General features: G+C 63.3%; 25 protein-coding genes. 20 read left to right on the top strand and 5 right to left on the bottom strand.

Annotated elements, in window-relative coordinates; genetic code table 11:
- The first annotated feature begins 30 nt into the window (after positions 1-30).
- The gene (locus KNN17_RS14900) at positions 31-1,215 is read left to right on the top strand and encodes an App1 family protein (protein WP_241709799.1); all 1,185 of its coding nucleotides are present in this window, start codon (positions 31-33) and stop codon (positions 1,213-1,215) included.
- A 53-nt stretch (positions 1,216-1,268) separates the two neighbouring features.
- Entirely contained in the window at positions 1,269-1,913 is a 645-nt protein-coding gene (locus KNN17_RS14895; protein ID WP_241709798.1) for an NADPH-dependent F420 reductase, read from the top strand.
- Positions 1,914-1,998: 85 nt separating this feature from the next.
- On the opposite strand, the gene KNN17_RS14890 is transcribed toward KNN17_RS14895, so the two are convergent.
- Both KNN17_RS14890 and KNN17_RS14885 read right to left on the bottom strand, forming a co-directional pair.
- Positions 1,999-3,510 carry a GntT/GntP/DsdX family permease gene (locus KNN17_RS14890; protein WP_443627691.1) on the bottom strand — a complete coding sequence of 504 codons (1,512 nt, stop codon included), beginning with the start codon at positions 3,508-3,510 and terminating at the stop codon, positions 1,999-2,001.
- Positions 3,507-4,070 carry a gluconokinase gene (locus KNN17_RS14885; protein WP_241709797.1) on the bottom strand — a complete coding sequence of 188 codons (564 nt, stop codon included), beginning with the start codon at positions 4,068-4,070 and terminating at the stop codon, positions 3,507-3,509. Before KNN17_RS14885 ends, KNN17_RS14890 begins: the two co-directional genes overlap by 4 nt.
- A 134-nt stretch (positions 4,071-4,204) precedes the next feature.
- Here KNN17_RS14885 and KNN17_RS14880 point away from each other — a divergent pair, with 134 nt between their 5' ends.
- Together KNN17_RS14880 and KNN17_RS14875 are read left to right on the top strand one after the other, a co-directional pair.
- A complete protein-coding gene (locus tag KNN17_RS14880) occupies positions 4,205-5,668 on the top strand; it encodes an MFS transporter (RefSeq protein ID WP_308196816.1) in 1,464 nt (487 codons plus the stop codon).
- Between the two features lie 651 nt (positions 5,669-6,319).
- The gene (locus tag KNN17_RS14875) at positions 6,320-6,988 is read left to right on the top strand and encodes a hypothetical protein (protein ID WP_241709796.1); all 669 of its coding nucleotides are present in this window, start codon (positions 6,320-6,322) and stop codon (positions 6,986-6,988) included.
- A gap of 65 nt (positions 6,989-7,053) precedes the next feature.
- Here KNN17_RS14875 and KNN17_RS14870 read toward each other — a convergent pair whose 3' ends face one another.
- Positions 7,054-7,494, bottom strand: coding sequence for a hypothetical protein (locus KNN17_RS14870; protein ID WP_241709795.1), 441 nt, complete (start codon positions 7,492-7,494; stop codon positions 7,054-7,056).
- A 333-nt stretch (positions 7,495-7,827) separates the two neighbouring features.
- On the opposite strand from KNN17_RS14870, the gene KNN17_RS14865 reads away from it, so the two are divergent.
- The 11 genes from KNN17_RS14865 to KNN17_RS14815 all read left to right on the top strand — a co-directional run bounded on the left by KNN17_RS14865 (position 7,828) and on the right by KNN17_RS14815 (position 21,847).
- A complete protein-coding gene (locus tag KNN17_RS14865; RefSeq protein WP_078108221.1) occupies positions 7,828-8,712 on the top strand; it encodes a sugar phosphate isomerase/epimerase family protein in 885 nt (294 codons plus the stop codon).
- A 41-nt stretch (positions 8,713-8,753) separates the two neighbouring features.
- On the top strand, positions 8,754-9,761 hold the full coding sequence (locus KNN17_RS14860; protein WP_241709794.1) for a Gfo/Idh/MocA family protein: 1,008 nt from the start codon (positions 8,754-8,756) through the stop codon (positions 9,759-9,761).
- 40 nt (positions 9,762-9,801) lie between these two features.
- Complete coding sequence (locus KNN17_RS14855; protein WP_241709793.1) at positions 9,802-10,662, top strand: sugar phosphate isomerase/epimerase family protein; 861 nt, start codon at positions 9,802-9,804, stop codon at positions 10,660-10,662.
- A gap of 24 nt (positions 10,663-10,686) precedes the next feature.
- Complete coding sequence (locus KNN17_RS14850; RefSeq protein ID WP_241709792.1) at positions 10,687-11,853, top strand: Gfo/Idh/MocA family protein; 1,167 nt, start codon at positions 10,687-10,689, stop codon at positions 11,851-11,853.
- A gap of 87 nt (positions 11,854-11,940) precedes the next feature.
- Entirely contained in the window at positions 11,941-12,987 is a 1,047-nt protein-coding gene (locus KNN17_RS14845) for a LacI family DNA-binding transcriptional regulator (RefSeq protein ID WP_241709791.1), read from the top strand.
- A gap of 89 nt (positions 12,988-13,076) precedes the next feature.
- Complete coding sequence (gene uxaC / locus KNN17_RS14840) at positions 13,077-14,483, top strand: glucuronate isomerase (protein WP_241709790.1); 1,407 nt, start codon at positions 13,077-13,079, stop codon at positions 14,481-14,483.
- 86 nt (positions 14,484-14,569) lie between these two features.
- Positions 14,570-15,892: a mannitol dehydrogenase family protein gene (locus tag KNN17_RS14835; protein WP_241709828.1), complete on the top strand. Its 1,323-nt coding sequence runs from the start codon at positions 14,570-14,572 to the stop codon at positions 15,890-15,892.
- Between the two features lie 416 nt (positions 15,893-16,308).
- Positions 16,309-17,754 carry a glucuronide transporter gene (uidB, locus tag KNN17_RS14830; RefSeq protein ID WP_241709789.1) on the top strand — a complete coding sequence of 482 codons (1,446 nt, stop codon included), beginning with the start codon at positions 16,309-16,311 and terminating at the stop codon, positions 17,752-17,754.
- Between the two features lie 118 nt (positions 17,755-17,872).
- A complete protein-coding gene (gene manD / locus KNN17_RS14825) occupies positions 17,873-19,102 on the top strand; it encodes a D-mannonate dehydratase ManD (protein ID WP_059387443.1) in 1,230 nt (409 codons plus the stop codon).
- Positions 19,092-21,440, top strand: a complete 2,349-nt coding sequence (locus KNN17_RS14820; RefSeq protein WP_241709788.1) for a gluconokinase, GntK/IdnK-type — start codon at positions 19,092-19,094, stop codon at positions 21,438-21,440. The genes manD and KNN17_RS14820 overlap by 11 nt, the downstream gene beginning before the upstream one ends.
- A gap of 137 nt (positions 21,441-21,577) precedes the next feature.
- Positions 21,578-21,847, top strand: a complete 270-nt coding sequence (locus KNN17_RS14815) for a hypothetical protein (RefSeq protein ID WP_139359719.1) — start codon at positions 21,578-21,580, stop codon at positions 21,845-21,847.
- A gap of 1 nt (position 21,848) precedes the next feature.
- On the opposite strand, the gene KNN17_RS14810 is transcribed toward KNN17_RS14815, so the two are convergent.
- Positions 21,849-22,583 (bottom strand): SOS response-associated peptidase, encoded by a 735-nt coding sequence (locus KNN17_RS14810; protein ID WP_241709787.1) that lies wholly within the window; start codon positions 22,581-22,583, stop codon positions 21,849-21,851.
- A gap of 107 nt (positions 22,584-22,690) precedes the next feature.
- Here KNN17_RS14810 and KNN17_RS14805 point away from each other — a divergent pair, with 107 nt between their 5' ends.
- The 5 genes from KNN17_RS14805 to KNN17_RS14785 all read left to right on the top strand — a co-directional run bounded on the left by KNN17_RS14805 (position 22,691) and on the right by KNN17_RS14785 (position 25,224).
- Positions 22,691-23,227 carry a universal stress protein gene (locus tag KNN17_RS14805; protein ID WP_241709786.1) on the top strand — a complete coding sequence of 179 codons (537 nt, stop codon included), beginning with the start codon at positions 22,691-22,693 and terminating at the stop codon, positions 23,225-23,227.
- Positions 23,224-23,721, top strand: a complete 498-nt coding sequence (locus KNN17_RS14800; protein ID WP_241709785.1) for a fluoride efflux transporter FluC — start codon at positions 23,224-23,226, stop codon at positions 23,719-23,721. The genes KNN17_RS14805 and KNN17_RS14800 overlap by 4 nt, the downstream gene beginning before the upstream one ends.
- On the top strand, positions 23,718-24,086 hold the full coding sequence (crcB, locus tag KNN17_RS14795; protein WP_078108229.1) for a fluoride efflux transporter CrcB: 369 nt from the start codon (positions 23,718-23,720) through the stop codon (positions 24,084-24,086). Before KNN17_RS14800 ends, crcB begins: the two co-directional genes overlap by 4 nt.
- Positions 24,087-24,167: 81 nt before the next feature.
- A complete protein-coding gene (locus KNN17_RS14790) occupies positions 24,168-24,731 on the top strand; it encodes a GNAT family N-acetyltransferase (RefSeq protein ID WP_241709784.1) in 564 nt (187 codons plus the stop codon).
- 97 nt (positions 24,732-24,828) lie between these two features.
- The gene (locus KNN17_RS14785; protein ID WP_216353840.1) at positions 24,829-25,224 is read left to right on the top strand and encodes a DUF7793 family protein; all 396 of its coding nucleotides are present in this window, start codon (positions 24,829-24,831) and stop codon (positions 25,222-25,224) included.
- Between the two features lie 216 nt (positions 25,225-25,440).
- Here KNN17_RS14785 and KNN17_RS14775 read toward each other — a convergent pair.
- Positions 25,441-25,721: NAD-dependent epimerase/dehydratase family protein (locus tag KNN17_RS14775; RefSeq protein WP_241709782.1), on the bottom strand; the 281-nt coding region annotated here is incomplete at its 5' end.

The raw sequence follows: 25,721 nt of genomic DNA, 5'->3' as shown, positions 1-25,721 counted from the left end.
GGACATCTTGTGCCATGTCAGACTGAACCCATGTGTCCCCGTTCCGTGAAGCCGCCCACTCTGTCCCTCAGCGCAGAGTCCGAGAGCGCAGAATCAGAAAGCGTAGCCGGCGGCGACCCGAAATCGTCGAGCGGTGCAAGCCCGACGCCGTCGAGCCGCGTACGCCGCCACCTCGCCTTGAGACTCGACGACGGCTGGCTCAAGTTTCAAACGCGTCTCGCAATCCGGCGCGGTCGGGTGGAGACCGTCATCCCCTACACCGGTTACGGAACCACTTCCTGGGTCCGGGTATTGGCGCGTGTCGTCCGCAGTGACGCGCGGGACACCGGGTCCGGCGCTCAGGCAAACGGGCTCAACCCGTTGCAGGAAGGAATGCGCGGCTGGCGCAATTTCACGAGTGCGCCCGTGGCACACGCCGCCGTGCGCGTGACCATCGCAGGCACAGATCATGACGTCGAAGCGGACCGTGGAGGCGTGGTCGACGCGCGTATCCCGGTAGCCCTCGACGCCGGTTGGCACACAATCACGCTGCAATCCGGGGAATCCAGGATCGTGGAGGCGCCAGTGCAGATCGTCGCTGACGACACAGACTTCGGCGTCGTCTCCGACATCGACGACACCGTGATGGTCACGGCGCTTCCCCGCCCGTTCCTGGCCGCTTGGAACACTTTCGTACTCGACGAACACGCGAGGACGCCGACGCCGGGCATGGCTGTGCTGTACGAACGGATCGTCAGGACGGTGCCCGCGGCACCCGTGGTGTACCTGTCGACCGGAGCCTGGAACGTCGCACCGACGCTGTCGCGCTTCCTGTCCCGCAATCTGTATCCCGCCGGCCCCAAGCTTCTCACCGACTGGGGTCCCACCCCGGACCGCTGGTTCCGCAGCGGCCAGGAGCACAAACGGACCTCCCTGGAACGTCTCGCGGCGGAGTTCCCCGGTGTCAAGTGGCTGCTGGTTGGTGACGACGGACAGCACGACGAGGCCATCTACGCCGAGTTCGCCCAACGCCATCCGCAGAACGTCAGGGCCATCGCGATCCGCCAGCTATCGGTCGGTGAGGCGGTGCTCGCGGGCGGACGGTCGAAGTCCGGGGGGCAACCCACCCCGGGGGTCCCCTGGATCTACTCTCCGGACGGTGCAGGGATGTCCGCCCAGCTAGACCAGCTGGGCATCATCCGGCGCAGCCTCCGGTCCCCTATAGTTGGCAATTAGCGCCGCGCGTACCATTGGCTCAACCCTTCCATCATCATCATCTGGAGGTTGACGTGACAACTGCAATTATTGGAACCGGAAACATCGGGTCCAGGGTCGCCCGAAACCTTGTCCAAGGCGGCGAGCCAGTTGTTTTGGCAGCCCGAGATCAATCCCATGCTGAAGCGTTGGCAGCTGAGCTGGGTTCGTTGGCGAGTTCGGCGAGCGTCGCCGATGCGGTGTCACAGGCTGACGCCGTCGTGATGGCCGTGTGGCTGGACACCGAGAAGGAACTAGTCTCCCAATTGTCAGCGGCACTGGTCGGCAAAGTCGTGATCGACCCCACCAACCCGATCGGGCCTGATGGCCACGGCGGCTATACCACTACGCTGCCGGAGGGCCAATCGGCGGCCTCGATCGTGGCAGCCCTGCTTCCAGCCGGTGCGCACTTGGTGAAGGCCTTCGGTACGTTGGGTGCTGACGCGCTGGGGTCGGCAGCCAACAGGCCGGACGAGCGGGCTGTTCTGTTCTACGCCACTGACGACGACGCGGGGGCCGAAACCGCGGAGCGGCTCATCAGTGCTGCTGGCTTTGATCCGGTCAAAGCCGGGGGAATCGATGCGGCCGGCAGATTGGAGCTGATGCGAGGCGATCTTCACCAGAATGGCGGCCTTGGTGGACGGCTTTTGAACGCTGACGAGGCGCGCGCCGCCCTCTAAGGCCGGTCGATCGCGGCAGCTTGCACAGAGAAGGCCCTCCGAACTGCGGAAACGCAGGATCGGAGGGCCTTCGCCAAGCCAGGGGTCAGACGAAAACGGAAAGCAGCAGTACGAACGCGAATCCGACGACGGAAATGATGGTTTCCATGACCGACCAGGTCTTGATTGTTTGCCCCACTGTCATCCCGAAGTATTCCTTGACCAGCCAGAAACCGGCGTCGTTGACGTGGGAGAAGAACAGCGATCCGGCACCGATGGCGAGCACAACCAGCGCAAGCTGGGCAGGCGACAGACCGGTCGCGAGGGGTGCGATGATCCCGGCGGCCGTCACCGTAGCAACGGTGGCTGAGCCGGTGGCGAGGCGAATCAGCACTGCGATGATCCATCCCAGCACGAGGGCCGACAGGCTGGCCGCTACCGCGATCTTGGCGATCGCGGTTCCGGTGCCGCCGTCGACGAGCACCTGCTTGAAACCGCCGCCCGCGCCGACGATGAGCATGACTCCGACAATCGGCAACAGGCTCTCGCCGATTTTCTTGGTCAGGGTGGAGGCGGAGAAGCCCACCCGGGTACCGAAAGTCACCATGGCCAGAAGGACCGCCACGAGCAGCGCAAAGACCGGATCGCCGATGAAGTCGAGCAAGGGCCGCAGGGCGGCGTTCTTGTCCATCCAAATGTCTGCTCCGGCTTTGATCAGCATGAGCACCAGCGGCGACAGTAGGGTCACCAGGGTCCAGGCAAAGGACGGGCTCCGCGTTGCTTGCGGATCCTGTGCTTTTCCTGCGGGTGCGTCGCCGCGCGAACTGGCGGCTTTCGCACCAGGGCCTTGGGAACTGTCCGGCCGGGCGTTCGCGCCTGCCCCAACGGTGACGGCCAAGCCGGCACCCGCAGCTCCGATCGGCACCATCCGTGCGGCGAGACGGCCAAAGAGGGGACCTGCGATGATGACGGTGGGAATGGCTATGAGCAGGCCGAAGGCAAGAGTCACACCAACATTGGCGTGCAGGATGCCGATCGCGGCCAACGGGCCTGGGTGCGGCGGGATGAAACCGTGGAGCACGGACAAGCCTGCCAAGGCCGGAATGCCAAGGCGCATCGCCGGGCCCTTGGAACGGTGCACGGCCAGCATCACGACGGGTATGAGCAGCACGAGCCCGATCTCGAAAAACATGGGGATGCCGATGATGCCTGCGATGAGTGCCATCTTCCACGGGAGCGTTGCGGGCCGCCCATGAAGAAGCGTGTCCACGATCTTGTCCGCACCGCCGGAATCGGCCAAGAGCTTTCCTAGCATGGCTCCCAATGCAATGAGCACGCCGACATAGCCCAGCACCCCGCCAACGCCGTTTTCGTAGGACGTGGTCACCTTGTCCAACGCGATACCCGAGGCTATACCCACGAAGAGGGCGCCGATGCTGAGTGCCAGGAAAGCGTGCATCTTTACCCAGACGATCAGCAAGACGACTATCGCGATGCCGATGGCCGCCACCACAAGTACTTGGGTGTCATGGCCGGTCCACGGTTGATGCATCGCGTCCGTCGTCGCGTCGGTGGCGACTCCGGCGAAGGGTCTGTTGAGGATGGAGATTCCGTTCATGGTTCTCGTCCTGTTCCGCTCGGCCGCAGGCCGAACTTGTCCATGATTTGTTGGGCAATCACTCCTGGAGCTGGACCAACGTCGATCCGGATTCCTGGCTCATCCGGGGACAATTCCTCAAGGTCCGCGAACTGACTCCCCAACATACTGGCGGGCATGAAATGGCCGTGTCGTTCGGCCAGCCGTGCGCTGATGGTCCCGGGCGTCCCGGACAGAAAAACGAAGACGACACCTGAACCTCGGCGATTGATGATGTTTCGATAAGACCGCTTGAGCGCCGAACAAGTAATGACGCCGTTTTCCCCATGATCCAGCCTCCGGTCGACCCACTCGGCAACCTTCTCCAGCCAGGGATATCTGTCCTCATCCGTGAGCGGATGTCCCGCTGCCATCTTGTCGATGTTTGTTTGGGGATGCAAGGCATCGCCTTCTTCGAAGGCCCAGCCAAGCCGCCCCGCAAGGAGGGCGGCGACCGTGGACTTGCCGGAGCCGGAAACACCCATCAAAACCAGCACAACCGGTTCGGCCAAAGCACGCGTCGCAAAGTCCAGAGGGTCCATGGAGCCCATCTTGGCAGCACGTTGGCCTCTGAGCCATAGCGGATCGCAGCTGATTTCCCGGCGGCCAAGGCCGGAAATGCTTCCATCAAGCGCATATAGGAAGCATACTGATGATCTACTCAATGAGGAGGGTCATGTCAGCAGTGAAAGGTGCAACAAGCGACATCATCGAAACCGACATCCCCGGCCGGATGGATCGGCTGCCGTGGTCCAGATGGCATTGGATGATCGTCATCGGCCTCGGCACCGTCTGGATCCTGGACGGACTGGAGGTCACGATCGTCGGCGCCATTGGGGACAGCCTCACGCAGCCGAATGGCGGCCTCGGCATGTCCACAGCGGACATTGGCGTCGCGGCCGCGGTCTATGTAGCGGGCGCCTGCGTCGGGGCCCTCGTTTTTGGGCATCTCACGGACAGGTTCGGGCGGAAGAAGCTCTTCCTGCTTACCCTCGGGCTGTATCTGCTTGCCACGGTGGCCACGGCGTTTTCCCTCAACCCGATGTGGTTCTTCATTTGCCGCTTCTTCACCGGTGCGGGCATTGGCGGAGAGTATGCGGCGATCAATTCCGCGATAGACGAGCTCATCCCGGCAGCACGTCGCGGCGTCGTGGATTTGGCCATCAACGGCTCTTTCTGGCTCGGCACGGCGTTCGGCGCCTCGCTCTCCGTGCTACTGCTCAACCCGAGCATCTTCGCGCCGGGCATTGGCTGGCGTCTCGCCTTCGGCCTGGGAGCGTTTCTCGGCCTGCTGATCCTGCTTGTGCGGCGAAATGTGCCTGAATCGCCCCGTTGGATGTTCATCCACGGACGGGACAAAGAGGCGGATCAGCTCGTGCGCACGATCGAGAACGACGTCGAGGAGGCCACGGGGGAGAAGCTGTCCGCAGTCCACGAGACGCTCAAGGTCCGCCAGCGCAAGTCGATCGGCTTCGGTGTCATCATCAAGACGGCTGTCCAGCGCTACCCGAAGAGGGTCGTCCTGGGCTTGTCGCTCTTCATCGGCCAGGCCTTCCTCTACAACGCGGTGTTCTTCACCTATGCGCTCGTGCTGACGAAATTGCTGAACGTCCCCAGCGACCTTGCCCCATGGACGCTGGTCCCGATCGCCGTCGGCAACTTCCTTGGCCCGCTCGTCTTGGGCCGCTTCTTCGACAGCGTCGGGCGCCGCACGATGATTTCAGGTACCTACATCGCGTCAGGTGTCCTGCTTGCCATCACGGCGTTCGTCTTCGCCAGCGGAGCGCTTGATGCTTTCTGGCTCACCGCCTGCTGGATGGTGATTTTCTTCTTCGCTTCAGCGGGCGCCAGCTCTGCGTATCTGACAGTGAGTGAAATCTTCCCCATGGAGACTCGGGCCATGGCCATCGCGTTTTTCTACGCCGTGGGCACCGGACTGGGTGGCATCATCGGCCCCATCCTGTTCGGTAGGTTCGTGGGAGAGGGAATCCAGTCCGTGGCCTTCGGTTATGTCATCGGCGCCGTGCTGATGGTCGCCGCCGGCGTCGTCGAGATCGTGTTCGGAGTTGAGGCCGCAAGACGGTCGCTGGAAGACATAGCTGCCCCGATCACTGCGCAGTCGGAGGGAGTACCGGCCTGACGACGGCTCAGTCCGAGCCCTTGCCGATCTCGGACAGGAGCGGCAATTCTCGAACGGCACGGGAGGCGGCAATCCAGCAAGCTGAAATCACGACGCCGGAGCTCGCCGCGGCGAGTACGGCACCGGTCGGAAGGAACAGGGCCAGAACACCGGCCAGAGCAGCGCCGATCGGGTCGATACCCCACGTGAGGACCCTGCTGGCGGATGAGAATCTTCCGAGGGCTTCGAGGGGAATAAGAAGCTGTGTGAGTGTTTTGCGGTGAATAGGTTGAAATGGGCAATCGACAACGTGACAGGCCACATCACCCGATCCCGGACGAGAATCGCGAATCCTGAACCCAGCGACAAGAAATAGTCGCGGAAAGTGAATGTCTCCGGCGGCGCCTGCCGCTCTTCCCGGATCCGGCCAACCGCCAGCGCTGACACCAAGTACGTGAGTGCATCCGAAATGAAGAGGACCACGGACGCCGCTCTTGCGAAACAAACCAGTCGACCCGATTTCGAGCCGGTCGGGCTCCTCCGCTGGTGCCCGGCCGTCCGCAGAAAAGACGCGGCGGGCCACCGGAACCCGGGCGCGCCGGGATCTACGTTTGTCAGCGGTTGGTGTGGAAGCCGTGCTTGCTGGGTCTTGCCGATGGGCTTTTAGGCGGCATGGCAACCACTACACCCAAAAATAACGAAAACCGTGGCGTGGCACATCGTGATCGGGGTTACTGTGTTGGCATGTGGAAGGCAGAGCCCGACAAAGGCAGTACATGGCCGACAGAAATGCGGATTGCAGTGGACCTGCACAATCCGGAACTGCTGAGGCTTTTGTATGCACGGGGTTCTTGGCGTCTCGATGCATCTGAGGATCTCCCCGGGCTTGGCCCATCTCCGGCTCCTGTTCAGATCACTGACGCCCAGAGATCCGCCTTCGCAAAGGATTGGGGCGGACACTGGTCTGAACTGAGGTCCTGGCTTTTTGAGTTCGAAGATTTGAAGAGCACCCAAGGGATTGAGACGTTCACCGAAAAGATCGCTACGCCGCCTATTTGGTACGATGCGCTCCACGGTGACCTGTTCCCGGAAGAAGACTTTGAAATTTGGCGTGCCGGGCTGCGAAGCTTCCATAGCGACCCGCTCGACGAACAACCCGAACGGAAGAGCTTTGATGCCTTGAAACGTGCCTGGGAAAGGGGGCTGACAAATATTCTCGTCTTGCCTTACGAGAGCCCTGTTTTGCGAGTGCTTTCCCCCCACACAATCGAAATGGACTTCGCGACGTACGCTGAGCCCGAGCTATTTGATAGCGCTTTGGATCATTTTTCCGCTAACTAAAAATTCGCCAGAAAAAAGGATGCAGGGAAGCTTTCGCCTCCCTGTATTCTTTTCGCCGTTATTGGTTATCCGTAGGCGGCAGTTGGCCCTCCGGAGTAGCAGGCCGAACCGTCATTGAGAATGACGTATGAGGAGATGGGGACGACGGCGGCTCCCGGACCGACCGCTGTTTGGGCGCCTTGAGCTGACCATGAAGGGCCTGTGGAACCGCCGCTGAAGTTAAAGCTTGCAGAGTCAATCCGCCCGACCGCGTTGACATACCAGCTGCGCGTCCACACTCCCACATAGACGGAATAGCCGGTATTCACGGCAAGAATGTCATTGGAAAGTTTGGCGGCCGTGACAAACGACGAGCCGCAGGACCTGCTCACTGAACCGTAAGGAACGACTTGATCGACCTTTATCCCCTTGGCCTGGGCGTTTGCCTCGCGAGCCCTTTCATCAAGCGCTTTCGCCTTCGCGGTCACCGGAAGCGGATCGAGATCACCCCTCAGGCCGGCCTGCACGGAATGCACAATCCGGAGGAGGCAGATGATTCGCAGCCCGTCACTACCGGGCTCTCCTAAGGCGCCTCGGAATCACGGTGGCCTCCTGCTCGGCAGCCGGCACCGTCTACAACGCGCACAACGCCGCCGGCGAACTCTGCCGGGTCGGTTGCAGGGCCGGGAGCTGCTCCACGCGGCCGGGCGGCGCCACCACCTACTCCTATGCCGGTAACGGCCCGGTCTTCGCCAATCGAACTCGCAAGTTGCCAATATTTGGCAATCGGTTGTCAATCCGACACCAAGCTGACTAGACTCGAGGCGAATGCATGCCCGTGAACGACCACTTGGCGCCATATGCCGCCGTGCGGGCGAAGGGATCCGAAGGAGATTTCCGTGACTGAAACCAATGCCGTGTGGAGCCTGTCCGGTTTCGGCGACGAAGTAGATCCCGATCCCGCGGTCCAGGCTGCCGTACTGCAGGCTCTCGGTGCCAGCCACATCGAAGTGCGCAGCGCGTGGGGCACCAATGTCTCCGAGCTCGAACCCGAAGAGGTTGAGCGGCTCAAGGCCATCCTGGACGGGAAGGGACTGAAGGTTTCCGCGGTCGCGAGCCCCATCGGCAAGATCGACGCCAGTGTTCCCGTGGAACATGAACTCGCCCGGCTGCGCCAGATTATTTCGGTGGCCAAGGGCCTCGATACCAAATACATCCGCATCTTCTCCTTCTACCGCGCCGAAGGGCAGAGCCCGGAAGACATCCGCGACTCAGTGATGGCGCGCCTGACCGCACTCACGAACGAAGCGGCCGCGTCCGGCGTCGTGCTCCTGCACGAAAACGAAAAGGGCATCTACGGCGATACGCCCGAGCGAGTCCTGGACCTCATGGAGACGGTCGATTCCCCTTCATTGCGGGTTGCCTGGGACAGCGCCAACTTTGTCCAGGTGGGCGTCAAGCCCTACACCGAGGGTTACGCCCGGCTGCGCCCGTATCTGGAGTACTTCCAGGTCAAGGATGCGGTGGCCGGTACCGGTGAAGTAGTGCCCGCCGGCGAAGGCGACGGCGAACTGGACGCCACCATCGCCGCACTCAAGGCCGATGGCTTTTCCGGCTTCTTTTCCCTCGAACCTCACCTGGCAAGCACCCACGAACTGGGCGGATTCTCCGGACCCGTAGCCTTCGGCGCCGCCGCGCGCGCCTTCGCGGCACTCGCTGCCAAGAACGGTGTTGCCCTCGCCTGAGGGCCTGTAGGTTCAAAGGAAAGAACTTTCGAGGGAGAAGAATGCCTACAGCAGCAGTCATCGGTTGCGGCGATGTATCGAGCGTGCACTTCGGAGCCATCGCCAAGATGGACGATGTTGAACTCGTGGCGGTCTGCGACACCGACGCCGGACGCCTCGAGGCGGCAACGGCCGCCCACGGCGTGGCCGGGTACGCGGAATACCTGGAGATGCTCGAGGCGGTGAGGCCCGACGTCGTGCATATCTGCACTCCGCACCACCTGCATGCCTCGCTGGCTGCGCACTGCCTTGAGCGCGGCGTCAGCGTGATCGTCGAGAAGCCGCTCGCCCACACCCTTGAAGAGGGTCGCCGGCTGGTCGAGGCGGCGGAACGGAGCACGGCGAAGATCGCCGTCTGTTTCCAGAACCGCTACAACGCGACGTCGCAGGCCATGCGGAGACTGCTCGACGACGGCGGGCTGGGCCAGGTTCTGGGCGCCTCGGCAACCGTGATGTGGCACCGGACAGCCGAGTACTACCGGGACAGGCCGTGGCGCGGCACCTGGGCTGGAGGGGGCGGCGGCCTCATGATGAACCAGGCCATCCACACGGTGGATCTGCTCCAGTGGCTGGTAGGCGACGTGACCAAGGTCGAAGGCCACGCATCCACGCGCTCGCTCGGCGGCGTGATCGAGGTGGAAGACACGGCGGAATTCATCGCCGGGCACTCCAGCGGTGCTACCAGCGTCTTTTACGCCACCCTGGCCAACGCCACCAACGCACCCGTGACGCTCGACATCGTGACCGAAAAGGCCACGCTCAGCCTCCGGGGCGACCTCGTTGTCAGCTACGCCGACGGCACCGTGGAAACCATCCCGGAACGTGCCTTGGAATCGGGTGGGCGTGCGTACTGGGGCGTATCCCACGAACTCCTGATCAAGGACTTCTACGCCAAGCTCGGGGACCCTGCTCCGTTCTGGATCAGTCCTGCCGAAGCCGAAAAGTCACTCAGGATCGTCAAGGACATCTATGCCCAGAGCTACCCGGAAATCTCCGGGTACGTGGGCTAACCACGCGGCCTATGAGGGCCCGGAACTAACGGAGGACAAAGTGGCCAAAATCGGCGTGCAGGCAATGATGCTGAAGGGCAGTTTTGCCGAAGACGGAGCGTTTGAAACGCTCCGCAAGGTCAGCGCGATCGGGTACAACGCCGTCGAGATCTCCCAGATCCCGATGACACCGGAAAACGTTGCCGATCTGGACCGCTCCCGCGGCGAACTGGGCATGGACATCGCAGCGCTTTCGGTTGCCATGGAAACGCCCAAGGGCATGCCAGGCGATTCGCTCAAAGACCATTTCGACAAGATCGTGGACGACGCAAAGCGACTTGACACGCACCTCCTGCGGATTGGCATGATGCCGTTCCCGGCCATGAAGTCGATCGACGCCGCGGTGGACTTCGCGAAGCGAGCCAACGAATACGCTGAACGCCTGCGGGAACACGGCATTGGCCTCTACTACCACAACCACCACATCGAGTTCGCCAAGTTCGACGGCAAATACATGCTGGACATCATTGCCGAAAACTCCCCGGCCATGGGCATGGAGATCGACGTGCACTGGGTGCAGCGCGGCGGACTGGACCCTGTCCGGACCCTGGCCAAATACGCCGGACGCACTGCCATGGTGCACCTGAAGGACTACCGGATCGGCGGGTTTCCTGAGCAGGCCTTCGGGCTCCTCGAAACGGGGGACATCGCAGGCTTCATGGCCGAGTTCAAGAACGTGGTCCAGTTCGCCGAAGTGGGCGAAGGCAACCTTGACTTCCCATCCATCATTCCCGCGGCCCAGGCCTCCGGCGCGGAGTACTTGCTCGTGGAGCAGGACGAGCTCTACGGCCGCACGGTGTGGGAAGCGCTGCAGACTTCCTACGACAACCTCGTGGCCATGGGCCACGCCGACCTCTTCTAATCCCACTACAACGGAGATCTACTCATGAGCAAGAAAGTACGCCTAGGCATCATCGGCCTGGGCCAGCAGGGCGGCACGTACGCCAAGTTCATCACTGACGGAATGGTCCCGAACATGGTGATCGGCGCTATCTGCGACACCGATCCCGGAAAGAAGGAACTGGCAGCCTCCCGGTACCCCGATGCGCCTTTCTACGACGACTACATCGCCATGCTTGAAAGCGGCGACGTCGATGCGATCGTCACGTGCGTGCCGCATTACCTGCACCCGGAAATGGGCATCGAATCGCTCAAGCGCAATATCCACGCCCTCGTGGAGAAGCCCGCCGGCGTCTACACCAAGCAGGTCAAACGGCTCAATGAGTTCGCGGCCTCCAAACCCGGGCTTTCCTTCGGGATCATGTTCAACCAGCGCAACAACCCGCTCTACAAGAAGCTGAAGGAGATCGTCGACAACGGCGAGATCGGGGCTATCCGCCGCACCAACTGGATCATCACCAACTGGTGGCGTCCGCAGGGCTACTACAACTCCAGCGAATGGCGCGCCACGTGGGGCGGCGAAGGCGGGGGCGTCCTGGTCAACCAGGCACCACACCAGCTCGACCTGTGGCAGTGGATCTGCGGCGTTCCGAAGTCCGTCTACTCCAAGGTGGCGTACGGATTCCGCCGGGACATCGCCGTCGAAGACGAGGTCACCGCCGTCGTGGACTACGGCAACGGCGCCACCGGTGTCTTCGTCACGGCCACGCACGACCTCGTGGGCACGGACCGCTTCGAGATCCTGGGCGACCAGGGCAAGATCGTGGTGGAAAACAGCAAGACCGCCACAGTCACCCGACTGGTCAAGCCCGAGCGCGAACTCAGCGACGGCATGGACATGGACGATGTCCGCAAGCTCTTCATGGGCGAATTGAAGGCCGAGGACTACTACACCACCGAGGTCATCGAATTCGAGTCGGCCTGGGGCGGACAGCACGCGGGCGTCCTGGAGAACTTCGCGGCCAACATCCTGGACGGCACCCCGCTGTTGGCACCCGGCTCGGACGGCATCAAGGGCGTCCGCCTGGCCAACGCCATCCACCTGTCGAGTTGGACCGGCAGGGAAGTCCCCCTGGACTTCGACGAGGACGAGTACATGCGCGAGCTCAACAAGCGCATCGCCGAAGAAGGCAAGTTCGCGGAACGTTCCTAGTCAGCAGGACATTCAAGCAGGACGGTTGCCGGCCGAAGGGTTGGCAACCGTCCTGCTTTTGTTGCCATGCCGGATTACGATGGAGCCGTGACTGAAGCGACGAACTCCGGAGCAGTAACCTCCCCCGCCAAGCGTGGACGCGGGGAGAAATCCTCGCCCACCATCTACGACATCGCGAGGCTCGCGGGAGTCAACCCGTCCACGGTTTCGCGCGCGCTGAGCAAGCCGGGCAGGGTCAGTGCGAAGACCCAGAAAATCATCGAGGACGCCGCCGAACAGCTGAACTACCGGGTCAACCCCTTCGCCAGGGCACTTCCCACGGGCCGCACCCAGACGATCGGACTGATTGTCGCGGACATCACCAACCCGACGTTCTTCGATATCATCCGGGGTGCGGAAACCACAGGGTCTGCCCGGGACTACACCCTGGTGCTTGCCGAGTCCGCAGAGTCGCCTGAAACCGAGCTCGTTGCGGCCCGCAGGATGCTGAGCACGGTGGATGGCCTCATTTTGGCGAGTCCGCGCATGGACGACGAAAAGATCCTGGCCTTGGCCGCGGACAAGCCAGTGGCCGTGATCAACCGCGAAATAGAGGGAGTCCCGTGCGTGGTCCCCGACGTCAACAAAGGCATTAACCAGGCCGTGCGGAGCCTCGCCTCCAATGGCCACCAGGAGCTCGCGTATGTTGCCGGGCCGCCGCAGTCGTGGATGTCGAGCCGCCGCTGGGAAGGCGTCCAGGCTGCCTGCGATTGGTACAAGTTGGGGGCGGTCCGCTTGGAATCGTCCAAGCCAACCGTCGACGGCGGCCGCCAAGTAGCGCGCGACGTCCTGGCGAGCGGCGCGACGGCGGTCATCACCTACAACGATCTCCTCGCCATCGGCCTCATGCAGGAGCTCCAGGCCGCCGGGATGCACGTGCCGGACCAGATCAGCATTGTGGGCTTCGACGACATCTTCGGGGCAGACTTCACGACCCCGCCGCTCACCACTGTCAGGTCGCCGTTGGGGGAGTGCGGTTCCCTTGCTGCCACCCTCCTGCTGGACATGTTGCTGGGCCAGGATGGGCCCGCGGAAGCCGTCCGGGTGGACACGGAGCTCGTGGTGCGCGGTTCAAGTGGGCGGTTGATCGCGTAGCTTCAAGCGATCCGGCGGATGGGTTGCAACGGGATGGCAATAGTTGGCAACCGGTTGACAGATCGGTTCTTCGGGCTGAAAATTGACCTATGTCACAGTCGATCGCAGCCAATCCTGACCGGCTCCTGCCCGCGGATCCCGGGACGCGCAGCATTGCGCACTCCCTGCTGGAGCGCGTCCAGGACCTGCCCATCATCTCTCCGCACGGCCACGTTGACGCCGCCGTCATCGAGCACAACACCCCGTTCCCTGATCCGGCCGCGCTCCTCGTCAGCCCGGACCACTACGTCACCCGGCTGATCCACGCCAGCGGAGTCCCCATGGACAAACTGCTCTCGGAAAGCGCCAACCCGTCCGAATCGCGTGAGATCTGGCGGACTTTCGTCCAGGCCTGGCCCCTCTTCGAGGGTACGGCGTCCGGATATTGGCTGCGCACGCAGTTCGAGAGCGTGTTCAAGCTGGGCGCGGATCTCGGCGAGATGTCTGCCGACGCCAGCTACGACGCCATTGCCGCCAAGCTCGTCGAGCCCGACTTCCGTCCCCGCCAGCTCTTCAAGGACTTCAACATCGAGGTCCTGGCCACCACGGACGATCCGCTGGACAGCCTGGCGAGTCACAAGGCGATCGCCGAGGATCCTTCGTTCAACGGCCGCGTGCTTCCGACCTTCCGTCCGGATGCCTACCTGAACATCGCCCACCCGGCGTGGAGTGCCAACGTGGAGAGGCTTGTCGATTCCGCCGGCGACGGGACCGCCGGCTACGCCGGCTACATCAAGGCCCTGGAAAACCGCCGTCGTTATTTCGTGGACCATGGCGCGGTCTCCGCGGACCACGGCGTCCTCACCCCGGCAACGCTCAAGCTGGACCGGGCAGACGCCGAGCGGATCTTCGAACTGGCGCGCGCCGGCAAGGCCACGGCCGAGGACCGCAACACCTTCGAGGCCCACATGATGTACCAGATGGCCCGGATGTCGGTCGAAGACGGCCTGGTCATGACCATCCACCCGGGTTCATTCCGAAACCACCACCAGCCCACCTTCGAGGCCTACGGCGCGGACACCGGACACGACATCCCATTTGCCACGAACTACACCGAAGCCATCCGCCCCCTGCTCCAGGACTTCGGCACGGCCAAGGACTTCCATCTGGTGCTGTTCACCCTGGACGAGACGGTGTTCTCCCGCGAACTGGCCCCGCTGGCCGGGTTCTACCCCTCGGTGTACCTCGGCGCGCCGTGGTGGTTCCTCGACGCACCGGACGCCATGCTCCGCTTCCGCTCCGCCGTCACCGAAACCACCGGCTTTTCGCGGTCTTCGGGCTTCATCGACGACACCCGCGCATTCTGCTCCATCCCTGCGCGGCACGACGCCTCCCGCCGGATCGAAGCGTCCTTCCTCGCCCGCCTCGTGGCCGAGCACCGTGTCAGCGAAGACCGAGCCCATGAAATCATCGTCGACGTCGTCGACTCCTCACCCCGAAGGGTCTTCAAGCTGTGAGCAACGAACCCGGGCAAACTGCGGATCTTCCCCGCTTGAGCCGTGCCATCAAACCAATCGGCAAAGCCCCGGTGCGCATTGTGCACATGGGACTGGGAGCCTTCCACCGCTCCCACCAGGCCTGGTACACCCAGCATGCAGGCGACGCGGCTGAGTGGGGCATCGCAGCCTTCACCGGCCGCCGCCCGGATGCAGCGGAGGTCCTCGCTGCACAGGACGGCCTGTACACCGTCGTGGAGCGCTCCGACGCAGGGGACTCCTTCGAAGTCATCGGCAGCATCGTCGAAGCCGTCGACGGTGCCGACGTCGAGCGTTTCGCCGATCTTGTCGCCGCGCCCCTGACTTCGCTCATCACCCTCACTATCACCGAGGCCGCCTACCGGCTCGGGTCGGACGGGAAGCTGGACAACCAAGCGCCCGACGTCGTCGCGGACCTCGCCGTCCTCGCCGGCGGTTCTGCTTCCGGCAAGCCGACGACGCCGCTGGGCAGGCTCGTGCTGGGCCTCGCAGCGCGCCGCGACGCCGACGCCGGCCCCCTCGCCGTGGTGTGCTGCGACAACCTCTCCAGCAACGGGACGGTCGCCAGGAGCGCCGTGCTGGGGATGGCCAAGGCGTTCGACGCCGGACTAGCCGCCTGGATCGACGCCAACGTCAGCTTTGTCAGTACCTCTGTTGACCGCATCACGCCGCGGACGACGGACGCCGACATCGACGCCGTCGCTGCCGCGTGCGGCTACCGCGACGAATCGCCCGTGGTCGCCGAGCCTTTCGTCAACTGGGTGCTCAGCGGGGACTTCCCCGCGGGGCGACCGCACTGGGAGGACGCAGGCGCCGTTTTCGTGGACGAGATCGAGCCGTACGAGAACCGCAAGCTGTGGCTCCTCAACGGCGCACACTCCCTCCTCGCTTATGCCGGCCAGTTGCGCGGACACAAGACCGTGGCAGAAGCCCTCGCGGACGATTTCTGCCGACGGGCAGTGGAGGACTTCTGGGACGAGGCCGCCTCCAACCTGCCCGGTGAGGACTTGCGCATCCCCGAGTACAGGGCTGCCCTCCTGGAACGCTTCGGCAATTCCCGGATCGCCCACCATCTGGCACAGATAGCCATGGATGGCAGTGCCAAGCTGCGCATGCGGGCGCTGCCTGCGCTCCAGGCCGAGCGCGCCGCCGGCCGAAGCGGCCAGGCCGCTGCCCGGATGATCGCGGCCTGGACTGCCTACACCGCCACGGCAACTGGGCTCCAGGACCCGCAAGCGGCAGACATTGCCGCCGCGAACCTCCTGCCAGGCCGTGCACGGCTCGAGGCCCTGCTCGGCCTCGTTGATCCCGACTTGGTTGCCGACGCGGGGATCGTGGACCTCGTTGAACGTTTGGCCGAGTCCTTTGCGGCCGCTGGCAACCTTAGGTAGTCCGCAGGCACTCTCGACGGCGCCCGTTTCCTTCCCCGTGAAGGCAGCGGGCGCCGTCGTTTAGGCCCCGATACATGAGCGAGCGTTCGCCGGATATTCGATATATGTGAGCGAGCGTTCGGCGCAACCGATGCTCGCTCACGTATGTGGGGTTTTCCCCTGACGCTCGCTCACGTATGTGGCTTTTTCCCCCGACGCCCGCTCACCTTGCGTGAGCGGGGGTTGGGTGGGACGGACGCTGGATTCCCATTGACGCGGAAATGTTTCATGGAAACATTTGGCAACCGCTTGCCCAACAGTTGCCGAGGTGACTAGAATTACATCAAGCTTCAACTAATTCAGGCCTGATTCGACCGAAGCCTTTCCATCATCGCAAGCCGGAACATGGGGTACCGGCAAGGGTAAAGGAGCCCGCAATGAACAAGCTCAGCAAACTCAGCATCGTAGGCTATGGGGCTGGCGACGCCGCCAACAACCTTGCCTTCACTACTGCCACCATGTTCCTGCTCGTCTACTACACCGACGTCGCAGGCATTTCCGCGGCGGCCGCCGGGACCCTGTTGCTTACCGTCAGGATCTTCGACGCTTTCGCTGACGTCTTTGCCGGACGGTTGGTTGACCGTGCGTACAGCAAGCGCTTTGGAAAATTCCGCCCATTCATCATGTTCGGCTCCATCCCGCTGCTGCTCCTGAGTGTCGCAGCCTTCTCCATTCCGCAGATTGGCGAAACGGGGATGTTGCTCTACGCCTACGTGACGTACGCCGCCCTCGGCCTGGCCTACTCGTTGGTGAACATCCCCTACGGTTCGCTGGCCGGCGCGATGACGCAAGATCCGGGGGAGCGGGCAAAACTGGGCTCGGCCCGCATGGTCGGCGCCCTTATGGTCAGTTCCGCGCTGGGTATCTTCGTGGCACCGCTGATCAGGCCCGGCGCCGACCTGCAGTCCACGTTTACCATCATTACCCTGGTCTTCGTCGTGATCGGCGCAGCGCTGTACTTCTTTACATTCCTCACCGCCAAGGAGCGCGTTCACCGGGCGGTCCCCAAGGTTTCCTTCAAGCAAAGCATGGCGACACTCAAGACCAACCGTCCGCTGCTCATGCTGTGCCTGAGTTCCTTCCTGTTCCTGACCGGCTACATGGCGCTGTCCTCGGTGCAGCTGTACTACTTGCGTGACGTACTCGGCCGGCTGGATCTCTACGCCGCCCTCGCGATCGTCCAGCTGGTGGTGACATTTGCCCTGGCTCCGCTCATGCCACGGCTGGTCCGGAACTTCGGCAAGAAGACCATCTACGTGGCTGCCGGGGTCCTCGCGATCATCGGTGGCGCAATCGTCTTCTTCGCTCCGGCCGCCATGGTCTGGGTCGGGTTCTCCGGTCTGCTCTTGAGCATGCTGGGCGTCATGGCCGTCAATATTGTGGTGTGGGCCCTGGAGGCTGACACGGTCGAATACGGCGAATGGAAGACCGGTGTCCGGACTGAAGGCATCACCTATGCGCTGTTCTCCTTCACCCGCAAGACGGGCCAGGCCGTCGGCGGAGCCCTTGCTGCATACGCACTCGCGGCGGGCGGCTATAAGTCGGGCACTGCGCACAGCACCGAATCCCTGCAGGCCATCCAATTTGCCGCAGGTGCGTTGCCGGCCGTCATGACCATCCTCGCGATCGTCGTCATGGCCAAATACAAGCTGAGCGACGCGTTCCATGCGCAGATTTTGGGCGAAATCAAAGCCCGCCGTTCCCTCGAAAGTTCCGGCGCCGAGCCAATCGGCGGGGGATGCGCTGCCGGGAATCCTCCCGGTCGAGCGGTCGCGGAAACCTCCCCGGTGACCGGTGGACCGGGAAAAATCTCGACGAAATAATACTGCAACCGGTTGCCAATAATTGTCATCCATCCTAAGATCGTCTTTACCCGCCCTGTGGTGCACGTCGCATCCGGGCCAGGCCAGCCCTCGATCAGCAACCCTGAAAGGACCAGCTGTGAAAATCATTGCCGCTGAAGTCTTCGTGACCAGCCCCACCCGGAACTTCGTGACCTTGCGGATCACCACCGAGGACGGCGTGACCGGCATCGGCGACGCGACCCTGAACGGCCGTGAACTCGCCGTGGCCGCGTACCTGAAGGAACACGTTGCGCAGCTGCTGATCGGCAAGGACCCGCACCGGATCGAGGACACCTGGCAGTTCCTCTACCGCTCCTCGTACTGGCGCCGTGGTCCGGTCACCATGGCCGCGATCGCCGCCGTCGACATGGCCCTGTGGGACATCAAGGGCAAAGTGGCCGGGCTGCCGGTCTACCAGCTCCTGGGCGGTGCCTCCCGTAACGGGCTGCGCGCGTACGGCCACGCCTCGGGCGCGGACATCCCTTCCTTGTTCGACTCGGTCCGGGAGCACCTGGAGCTGGGTTACAAGTCGATCCGCATCCAGACCGCCATCCCGGGCATCAAAGCCGTGTACGGGGTGGCCGCACAGGCGCAGGCCTCGGGTGAGCGCTACGACTACGAGCCAGCCGGTCGCGGTGCGTTCCCACAGGAAGAGGACTGGGACACGCGCGCCTACCTGCGCCACCTGCCCACCGTCTTCGAAGCGGTTCGGAATGAATTCGGCCCGGAAATCCCGCTGCTGCACGATGGCCACCACCGCATGACCCCCATCCAGGCTGCCAAGCTCGGCAAGGCCCTGGAACCGTACGACCTGTTCTGGCTCGAAGACTGCACCCCGGCCGAAAACCAGGAAGGGCTGCGCCTGGTCCGCCAGCACACCACAACACCGCTGGCCATCGGCGAAATCTTCAACACGGTCTATGACTTCCAGACGCTCATCAAGGAACAGCTCATCGACTACGTCCGCGCCGCGTCGACGCACTTCGGCGGCATTTCGCCGCTGAAGAAGGTCATGGACTTCGCCGCCCAGTACCAGATCAAGTCCGGTTTCCACGGCCCCACCGACATTTCGCCCGTCGGTTTCGCCGCGCAGCTCCACGTGGGCCTGGCCATCCACAACTACGGCATCCAGGAATACATGCAGCATTCGGACAAGACCAACACGGTCTTCGAGCAGTCCATGACCTTCACCGACGGCTATCTGCACCCGGGCGACAAGCCGGGCCTCGGCGTCGAATTCAACGAAGAAGCCGCCAACTCCTTCCCGTACCAGCAGGCCTACCTGCCCTACAACCGACTCGTGGACGGCACCGTCCATGACTGGTAGGAACGTCGCCACGGCCGGCGACCCCATCGCTGGAGGGAACAAGCCGCGGCGCATCGTGGTGATGGGCGTCTCAGGTTGCGGCAAGACCACCATCGGGGACCTCGTGGCCCGGGCGCTGGGCGTTCCGTTCCTCGACGGCGATTCCCTCCACCCAGTGGAGAACGTTGCCAAAATGGCCGCCGGAACCCCGCTGACCGATGAAGACCGCTGGCCCTGGCTCGCCACCGTGGGCACCGAACTCGCCAACGCCGGCGACGGCGGGCTGGTTCTCGCGTGCTCTGCCCTCCGGCGCAGCTACCGGGACGCCATCCGCGAGAAGGCACCCGACACGGTCTTCCTGCACCTTCATGGCAGCAAAGAGGTGCTGAGGGAAAGGACAGAGGGCCGTTCCGGCCACTTCATGCCGCCCGCGCTGCTGGACTCACAGCTCGCCACGCTGGAACCGCTCGACGCCGACGAGGCCGGGTTCGTCGTCGACATCGCCGTACCGGTCAACGAGGTGGTCGCCGAAGCGCTCGCCGGGATTGCCGCCGTCGCAGGCTCCGAAGCTCCGGCGGGGCACACCCGCGCCGGCGCCGTGGGCACCCAGGTGCGGCAGTTCGACGTCGACCTCCAGTCGGCGCCGTTCAACCTCGACGACGACGCCGTTGCCTGGGTGGACTCCACCATCCGAGGCATGAGCCTCGAGGAAAAAATCGGGCAGCTCTTCATCAACCACAACAACGATTACTCCCCGGAGTACCTCGACGGCGTGCTGGAGAACTATCACGTCGGCGGGATGAGGTACCGGCCGGGTCCATCTGCTGCTGTCCAGCAACACATCCGTTATGCCCAGTCCAAGACGCGCATCCCGCTCCTGGTCGCCTCCAACCCGGAAATGGGCGGAGCTGGAAGCTGTGACGACGGAACCTTCGTGTCGACCCACCTGCAGGCCGGTTCCCACCCGGACAAGTCCATTGCGAGGAAAATGGGCCAGGTGGCCGGAGTGGAAACCGCGGCTTTGGGCTGCAACTGGGCGTTCGCGCCGATCGTGGACATCCACTACAACTGGCGCAACACGGTCATCTCCACCCGGGCGTTCGGCAACACACCGGAAATCGTGGTGGAGCGCGCCAAGGAGTACTTCGACGGCATCAGCGAATCTCCCACTGTCTGCGCCATCAAGCATTTCCCCGGCGACGGCGTGGACGAACGCGACCAGCACGTGGTCACGTCGTACAACACGCTCGGGTACGCGGAGTGGAATTCCAGCTACGGACACGTGTACCGGGAGATGATCGGCCACGGGGTCCAATCCATCATGGTTGGACACATCGGGGCTCCTGAGCTCACGCGGCATTTCCGGCCGGGGACTGAAGACCGGGATATCCTGCCCGCCACCCTTGCTCCGGAGCTTCTGCAGGACCTGCTCCGTGGCGAGCTCGGCTTCAACGGACTGATCCTCACTGACGCATCGCAAATGGTCGGACTCACCCAGGCAAAGAAGCGCAAGGACCTCGTTCCAGCCACCATCGCCGCGGGCTGCGACATGTTTCTGTTCTTCCGCAACCCGGCGGAGGACTTCCAATACATGATGGACGGTTACAAGACCGGCGTGATCACCGATCAGCGCCTGCATGATGCGTTGCGCCGGATCCTGGGGTTGAAGGCCAGCCTGGGGCTGCACAGGAAGCTGCCGGAAGAATTGACGCCGTCGGCCGAGGCGCTGCGGCTGATCGGCAGCGAGGCCCACCTAGCCGTCGCCGCCGAAATCGCGGACAAAACCGTCACCCTGATCAAGGACACCGCCGGCAACCTGCCCATCACGCCGGAAACCCACAAGCGGATTCGCCTGTACGGCATCTCCGGCGGATCCGATTTCACCCGGGCGGACCCGCTGGCCTACCTGGATACGGTCAAGGAGGAACTTGAAGCCGCGGGGTTCGAGGTCCACCTCTTCAAGACGGCGGAACAGCGTGAGGCTGCGGGGGAGTCGGGCGTGAACTTCATGAGCGTCATCTCCGACGAAGCCACCGGCGATTATGCGGACAAGTATGATGCCGCATTCGTCTTCGCCAATGTCAAGGGCTTTGCCCAGGAGGCGGCGATCCGCATCAAATGGTCCAGCCCCATGGCGGCGGAAATCCCTTGGTACGTCACGGAAGTCCCCACGGTGTTCGTCTCGCTGAACCAGCCGAACCACTTGATCGACGTGCCGATGGTCAGGACGGCCATCAACGCCCATGCAGGGACGCGCGAGGCCATCCGGGCTACCATCCAGAAAATCCAGGGCAAGTCCGAGTTCCAGGGGACGTTCAACGAGAACGTGTTCTGCGATTCGTTCGACACACGGTTATAGGCCGGTTCCACCCTGTTGCGGCCACTTCCCCGAGACATGGGGAGTGGCCGCCGCACGCCGGGGGTCGGCATCCTGGAGCTATGGAGTTCGAATCTCCTGACCTCCATATTGTCGATGCCCCGCAGTAGTATTCGGGCATGCCTGACCAGCCCGAATACCCCGCGCCGTTGAATTCAGTCGGCGCCCCGCCTCCGCGCCAAACGGAGCCCCTTTCAACCGTCTCCAGGGTGCCCGTGATCGCCAAGCTCGTTTGGCCGAAGTACCTTCAATATGTTCCGGCCATGGTCACCCGGACGTCGGAGGGCAAGGTCCTGGTCCAGTGGTGGCCGAATCCCTTCGGATCGGCCACCAGATTGACGTGGCTGAAGGATACGGACGTGAGGGCCGAGCTGCGCTACGAGCGTTGAGTCAGGCGGCCGGGTTCGCGACGTCCACCAGCTTGGTGTTGTCTTCGACGAGTTCCACGGGCCTCATCGTCCACGGCGACGACAAGGCATACGCCTCGCCCAGCACGGCATCCAACAAGGCCTGGCCCCTGGTTTCCTTGGGGTCGATCCAATCGTCGATCAAGTCCGGAGAGATCGGAACCGGGATCCGGTCATGCAGATTGTGCAGCCGCTCATGGACGCCTTCCGGAGGTGAGTCCATGGTCAGGATCGAGCATGACAAGCGCCACGCGCCGGGTGCCGACTTGTCCTCGATGCTCTCGTCACGCCAGGGCGCAAACAAGCCGGCGAAGGTAATCAGCTCATCTTGAGGTTCGACGATGTAGCGCTGCTTGGGATCCTTTCGGCCGGGCCCCGATTTCTTCCACTCATAGTAGGCAGAGGCCGGAACCACCGCCCGCCACTTGGGCAGGGAAGCCCTGAATGCCGGTGTTGCGCCAGCCGTTTCCGATCGCGCGTTCCAAGTGGGCACCTTTGAATCGAACGACTTGGAGAATGTTGGAACCAGGCCCCATCGCCCGGCCGCGAGCTCGCGACCGACTGACCCGTCTCCTGACCGTCCCCGCAGAAAGACCACGGGGTCGGTCGGGTTGATCTGGAGCGTTGGCGAGGGGTAGTCGGTATCACCGCGCAACACGGCACCGAGCTTCCTCGAGAGATAGTCTGCCTCGAAACCGACACTGAACCGACCGCACATATCGACATTCTCGCTTAGCGCTTGGGACAACGCCAGCCGTCGAAGTCCATACTGGAGCAAGATGGACCAATCCGCATCCTGATAGTCCGGACATTTGGAGGGCACCCATGAGCAACCCGCGCGGCGAGGACATGCCTCTGGCCAAGGGCAGCCCCGCCCGCTTGACCGGACCCGTTTTGGCCGGGGTTCTCCCGCACCAGCCTCGCACCGTGGTTGAGAAAGCCGCTGAAGTAGCGCTCAGCGCCGGTTTGGAGCTGGTCCTTGCCTTCGCCGACGTCACGAGTTTCCCGGCGGCAGGGGACCGGGACGGGCACTTGGCCGCTCAGGCGATTGACCCCGACGGAATCGACGACGACGCCGCGGCCATCTCGGAGTCGCTCCATTCCCGCATCGCGGATCAACTCGACGGAACGGGCGTGCAGTGGACCTTCGTGATGCTTGCCGGCGAGCCTGCCCGGTCACTAGGCCGTTACGCGGCGAGCATCAACGCTTCCATGATCGTGGTCGGAACAAAGGAACACGGCCTCGGACCGAAGTTTGAAGGACTGGTCACCGGATCGGTAGCCTTGCATCTGGCACATCGCCAAAACTGCCCCGTGCTCATGGTTCCCTTGGGCCGTCACGACCCAAGCAGGGATCAATGAAGGAAAGCAGCACCGCCCCTCCCGGAGCCGAAGCAAGGACGGCGCCATCGGACCGGACCCTGCACCGACCCCTCCATCTACACGGCCGGTTCGTTCTGCTCGTCGGAGCCGGAGGAATCCTCGGGGCTTTGAGCCGCTACGGGTTTGGCATGGCGCTTCCCGCGCCGGACTCCTGGCCGCTGCCCACCCTTCTTATCAATCTGTCCGGCGCGCTCGCGCTGGGCTGGCTACTCGAGGCGCTCGCGCGGAGCGGGCCCGACGCCGGTCTCCGCCGGATTGCCCGCTTGGGCATTGGAAGTGGTTTCCTCGGGGCCTACACCACCTACAGCACCCTGGCGCTGGACTCGGTGCATCTCTTCGGAGCAGGACGCGGAGTGGACGCTATGTGGTACTTGGTTGCCAGCCTGTTGGGCGGCGTCGCGGCCACAACCCTTGGTATCTGGCTTGGGACGCTCCGGCACAAATCCGCCCCACGGGGGAAGGTCCAGCCATGACGCTCCTTCTGATCGCGCTCGCGGGGGGTGCAGGGGCGGCTGCGCGTTTCGTGGTGGACGGAGTGGTCCGTTCCTGGGCCCGGACTGCGCTGCCGCTGGGCACCATCTTCATCAACCTCTCCGGGTCGCTGCTCATGGGGATCCTGGCGGGACTGGTCATGGCGCATCAGGCTCCCGAATCCCTTCAGCTGATTCTCGGCACTGGATTCCTCGGCGGATACACGACCTTTAGTACGGCGAGCTTGGAGACCGTCCGGCTTGTCCAGAGCGGCCGGACCGGCCTTGCCTTCCTTAACGGCGTGGGCACTATGGCGGCATGCGTCGGGGCCGCGGCAGCCGGCGTCGGGCTCGTCTTGTTGTTCTGAAGCGGTACACCGCACACGTCCGGGAAAGTCACCTACACCCAGTGGCAACCAAACTCTGGAATAACCCCTCAGGAAAAAACAATGTTTGAAAAAGTCGTGCAGGACGGGGTCGTCCTGAAGCCTCTTGAGCCATGGCACGCCGGCGAGTTTGCCGAGCACATGAACAGGGCGAGAGACCATATCCGGCCGTGGGTCGGACCGACTTTTGTCACCGACACCGTCGAGGGTGCCCGCGCTACGCTTCAGCGTTACGCTACAGCCACTGCGAACGACGGGGCGCGCATCTATGGACTCTGGAACGAAGGCAGGATCGTCGGAGGCGTGATGTTTGTGACGTTTGACTCCGTCTGGGGCATTTGCGAGATCGGCTGCTGGCTCGAACCCGGTGCTGTCGGAGGAGGTCTCATCACCCGGTCGGTCCAGCTGCTCATGGAGTGGGCTTTCGTGGAGCGTGGGATGTCCCGCATCGAATGGCGGTGCCGCACCGACAACGACCGCAGTGTGGCTGTCGCGCAGCGACTGGGTATGCGTTCGGACGGAGTCCTTCGCAGCAGCTGGGTCTACGACGGAAAGCGATACGACAAAGAGGTATTTTCAACACTTCGTGCGGAATGGATGAGCACACGGCCTGATATCGCTCAGTGAGAGTAGGGGTCACTCAAGGCCACGGTGGCGAAATTGTTCGATTAATCACTTTTGCCCCGCGGGGTCCACTAGCCTCATCTGAGGACTAAGGGGGCCTATGTTGGAAATCGCGTTGACCTGCGCAAACGCAAACTTGAATGTAGATGCAGGGGGTACCTTCCATTTGCGGTGGGCGCCAGGTTCGTCGGTGTCGGGCGCCGATGCCGACGCCGTCGTCGCTGCTGTCCGGGGTGTGACCGGAGGTCGGCTACAGCCGATGCTCGTCGAGGTCGTGGACGTATGTTTGGGTCTCGAGGCCAGAGCGACGCTGTTGGGGACCCGGTTTGTGTCCGCTGTTGCACTGGTCGGGGCTACGGTGGTCGATCGGGTGATGGCTGCCGCGTTGTTGCGTGAGCAAGAGTGCCCGCACGGATACTTCACGTCCGTCGAGGACGCCAGGGAATGGCTGAGAGGCTTGCCGGATCCCCAGGCGTTGGAAGAAGCGGTCGTCTGAGAAGCCCACACGGAAGGCTTCCGTGGGTCCGCCGACTACGAGCGGTGGAAGGGGTTGCTGCACCATTTCTACGACCCGTTCCCCGTCGTCGAGCACTTCACGACGGTTCCGAAACGCGCCTCGTAATGGATCCGCGTGCGGGTCAGAGCAGGCCTTTGCGGACGGCTTCGTAGATGGTGCTGATGGTCGGCGTGAACCCGAGGCTGCGGGCGAGGTTCACATCCATTTGTCCCTTCCAAGGGTGGGTGTCTGGCGGTCGTCGCGGGTGCGGAATACTGCGGCAAGGTGGATGACCGCGGTGACGCCTTCCACGGCTGCCGGCCGGGACTCGGGGCTGAGGATGTCACCTTCTGCGCGTTCCACGCCATCCGGGAGTTCTTTTCCGGGGCGGACGAGGGCGCGGCATTCGATGCCCGCGTCGGTGACTCTCTTGAGGAGACGGGGACCGACCAAGCCGGTTCCTCCGGTGACGAGAATGGTCATGGTTTCCCTCCGAT

Origin of the sequence: Arthrobacter bambusae (assembly GCF_022606295.1) — a bacterium.
In the GTDB taxonomy this organism is placed as follows: domain Bacteria; phylum Actinomycetota; class Actinomycetes; order Actinomycetales; family Micrococcaceae; genus Arthrobacter; species Arthrobacter bambusae_A.
This window is presented reverse-complemented; position numbering and strand designations above follow the sequence as displayed.

What these genes read in the sequence shown, in the direction of transcription:
- KNN17_RS14900 (WP_241709799.1), top strand. Translation starts at nt 31, where the DNA reads ATGTGTCCCCGTTCCGTGAAGCCGCCCACTCTGTCCCTCAGCGCAGAG.
- KNN17_RS14890 (WP_443627691.1), bottom strand. Translation starts at nt 3,510, where the DNA reads ATGAACGGAATCTCCATCCTCAACAGACCCTTCGCCGGAGTCGCCACC.
- KNN17_RS14885 (WP_241709797.1), bottom strand. Translation starts at nt 4,070, where the DNA reads ATGGACCCTCTGGACTTTGCGACGCGTGCTTTGGCCGAACCGGTTGTG.
- KNN17_RS14880 (WP_308196816.1), top strand. Translation starts at nt 4,205, where the DNA reads ATGTCAGCAGTGAAAGGTGCAACAAGCGACATCATCGAAACCGACATC.
- KNN17_RS14875 (WP_241709796.1), top strand. Translation starts at nt 6,320, where the DNA reads ATGGCAACCACTACACCCAAAAATAACGAAAACCGTGGCGTGGCACAT.
- KNN17_RS14865 (WP_078108221.1), top strand. Translation starts at nt 7,828, where the DNA reads ATGCCGCCGTGCGGGCGAAGGGATCCGAAGGAGATTTCCGTGACTGAA.
- KNN17_RS14860 (WP_241709794.1), top strand. Translation starts at nt 8,754, where the DNA reads ATGCCTACAGCAGCAGTCATCGGTTGCGGCGATGTATCGAGCGTGCAC.
- KNN17_RS14850 (WP_241709792.1), top strand. Translation starts at nt 10,687, where the DNA reads ATGAGCAAGAAAGTACGCCTAGGCATCATCGGCCTGGGCCAGCAGGGC.
- uxaC (WP_241709790.1), top strand. Translation starts at nt 13,077, where the DNA reads ATGTCACAGTCGATCGCAGCCAATCCTGACCGGCTCCTGCCCGCGGAT.
- KNN17_RS14835 (WP_241709828.1), top strand. Translation starts at nt 14,570, where the DNA reads ATGGGACTGGGAGCCTTCCACCGCTCCCACCAGGCCTGGTACACCCAG.
- uidB (WP_241709789.1), top strand. Translation starts at nt 16,309, where the DNA reads ATGAACAAGCTCAGCAAACTCAGCATCGTAGGCTATGGGGCTGGCGAC.
- KNN17_RS14820 (WP_241709788.1), top strand. Translation starts at nt 19,092, where the DNA reads ATGACTGGTAGGAACGTCGCCACGGCCGGCGACCCCATCGCTGGAGGG.
- KNN17_RS14815 (WP_139359719.1), top strand. Translation starts at nt 21,578, where the DNA reads ATGCCTGACCAGCCCGAATACCCCGCGCCGTTGAATTCAGTCGGCGCC.
- KNN17_RS14810 (WP_241709787.1), bottom strand. Translation starts at nt 22,583, where the DNA reads ATGTGCGGTCGGTTCAGTGTCGGTTTCGAGGCAGACTATCTCTCGAGG.
- KNN17_RS14805 (WP_241709786.1), top strand. Translation starts at nt 22,691, where the DNA reads ATGAGCAACCCGCGCGGCGAGGACATGCCTCTGGCCAAGGGCAGCCCC.
- KNN17_RS14800 (WP_241709785.1), top strand. Translation starts at nt 23,224, where the DNA reads ATGAAGGAAAGCAGCACCGCCCCTCCCGGAGCCGAAGCAAGGACGGCG.
- crcB (WP_078108229.1), top strand. Translation starts at nt 23,718, where the DNA reads ATGACGCTCCTTCTGATCGCGCTCGCGGGGGGTGCAGGGGCGGCTGCG.
- KNN17_RS14790 (WP_241709784.1), top strand. Translation starts at nt 24,168, where the DNA reads ATGTTTGAAAAAGTCGTGCAGGACGGGGTCGTCCTGAAGCCTCTTGAG.
- KNN17_RS14785 (WP_216353840.1), top strand. Translation starts at nt 24,829, where the DNA reads ATGTTGGAAATCGCGTTGACCTGCGCAAACGCAAACTTGAATGTAGAT.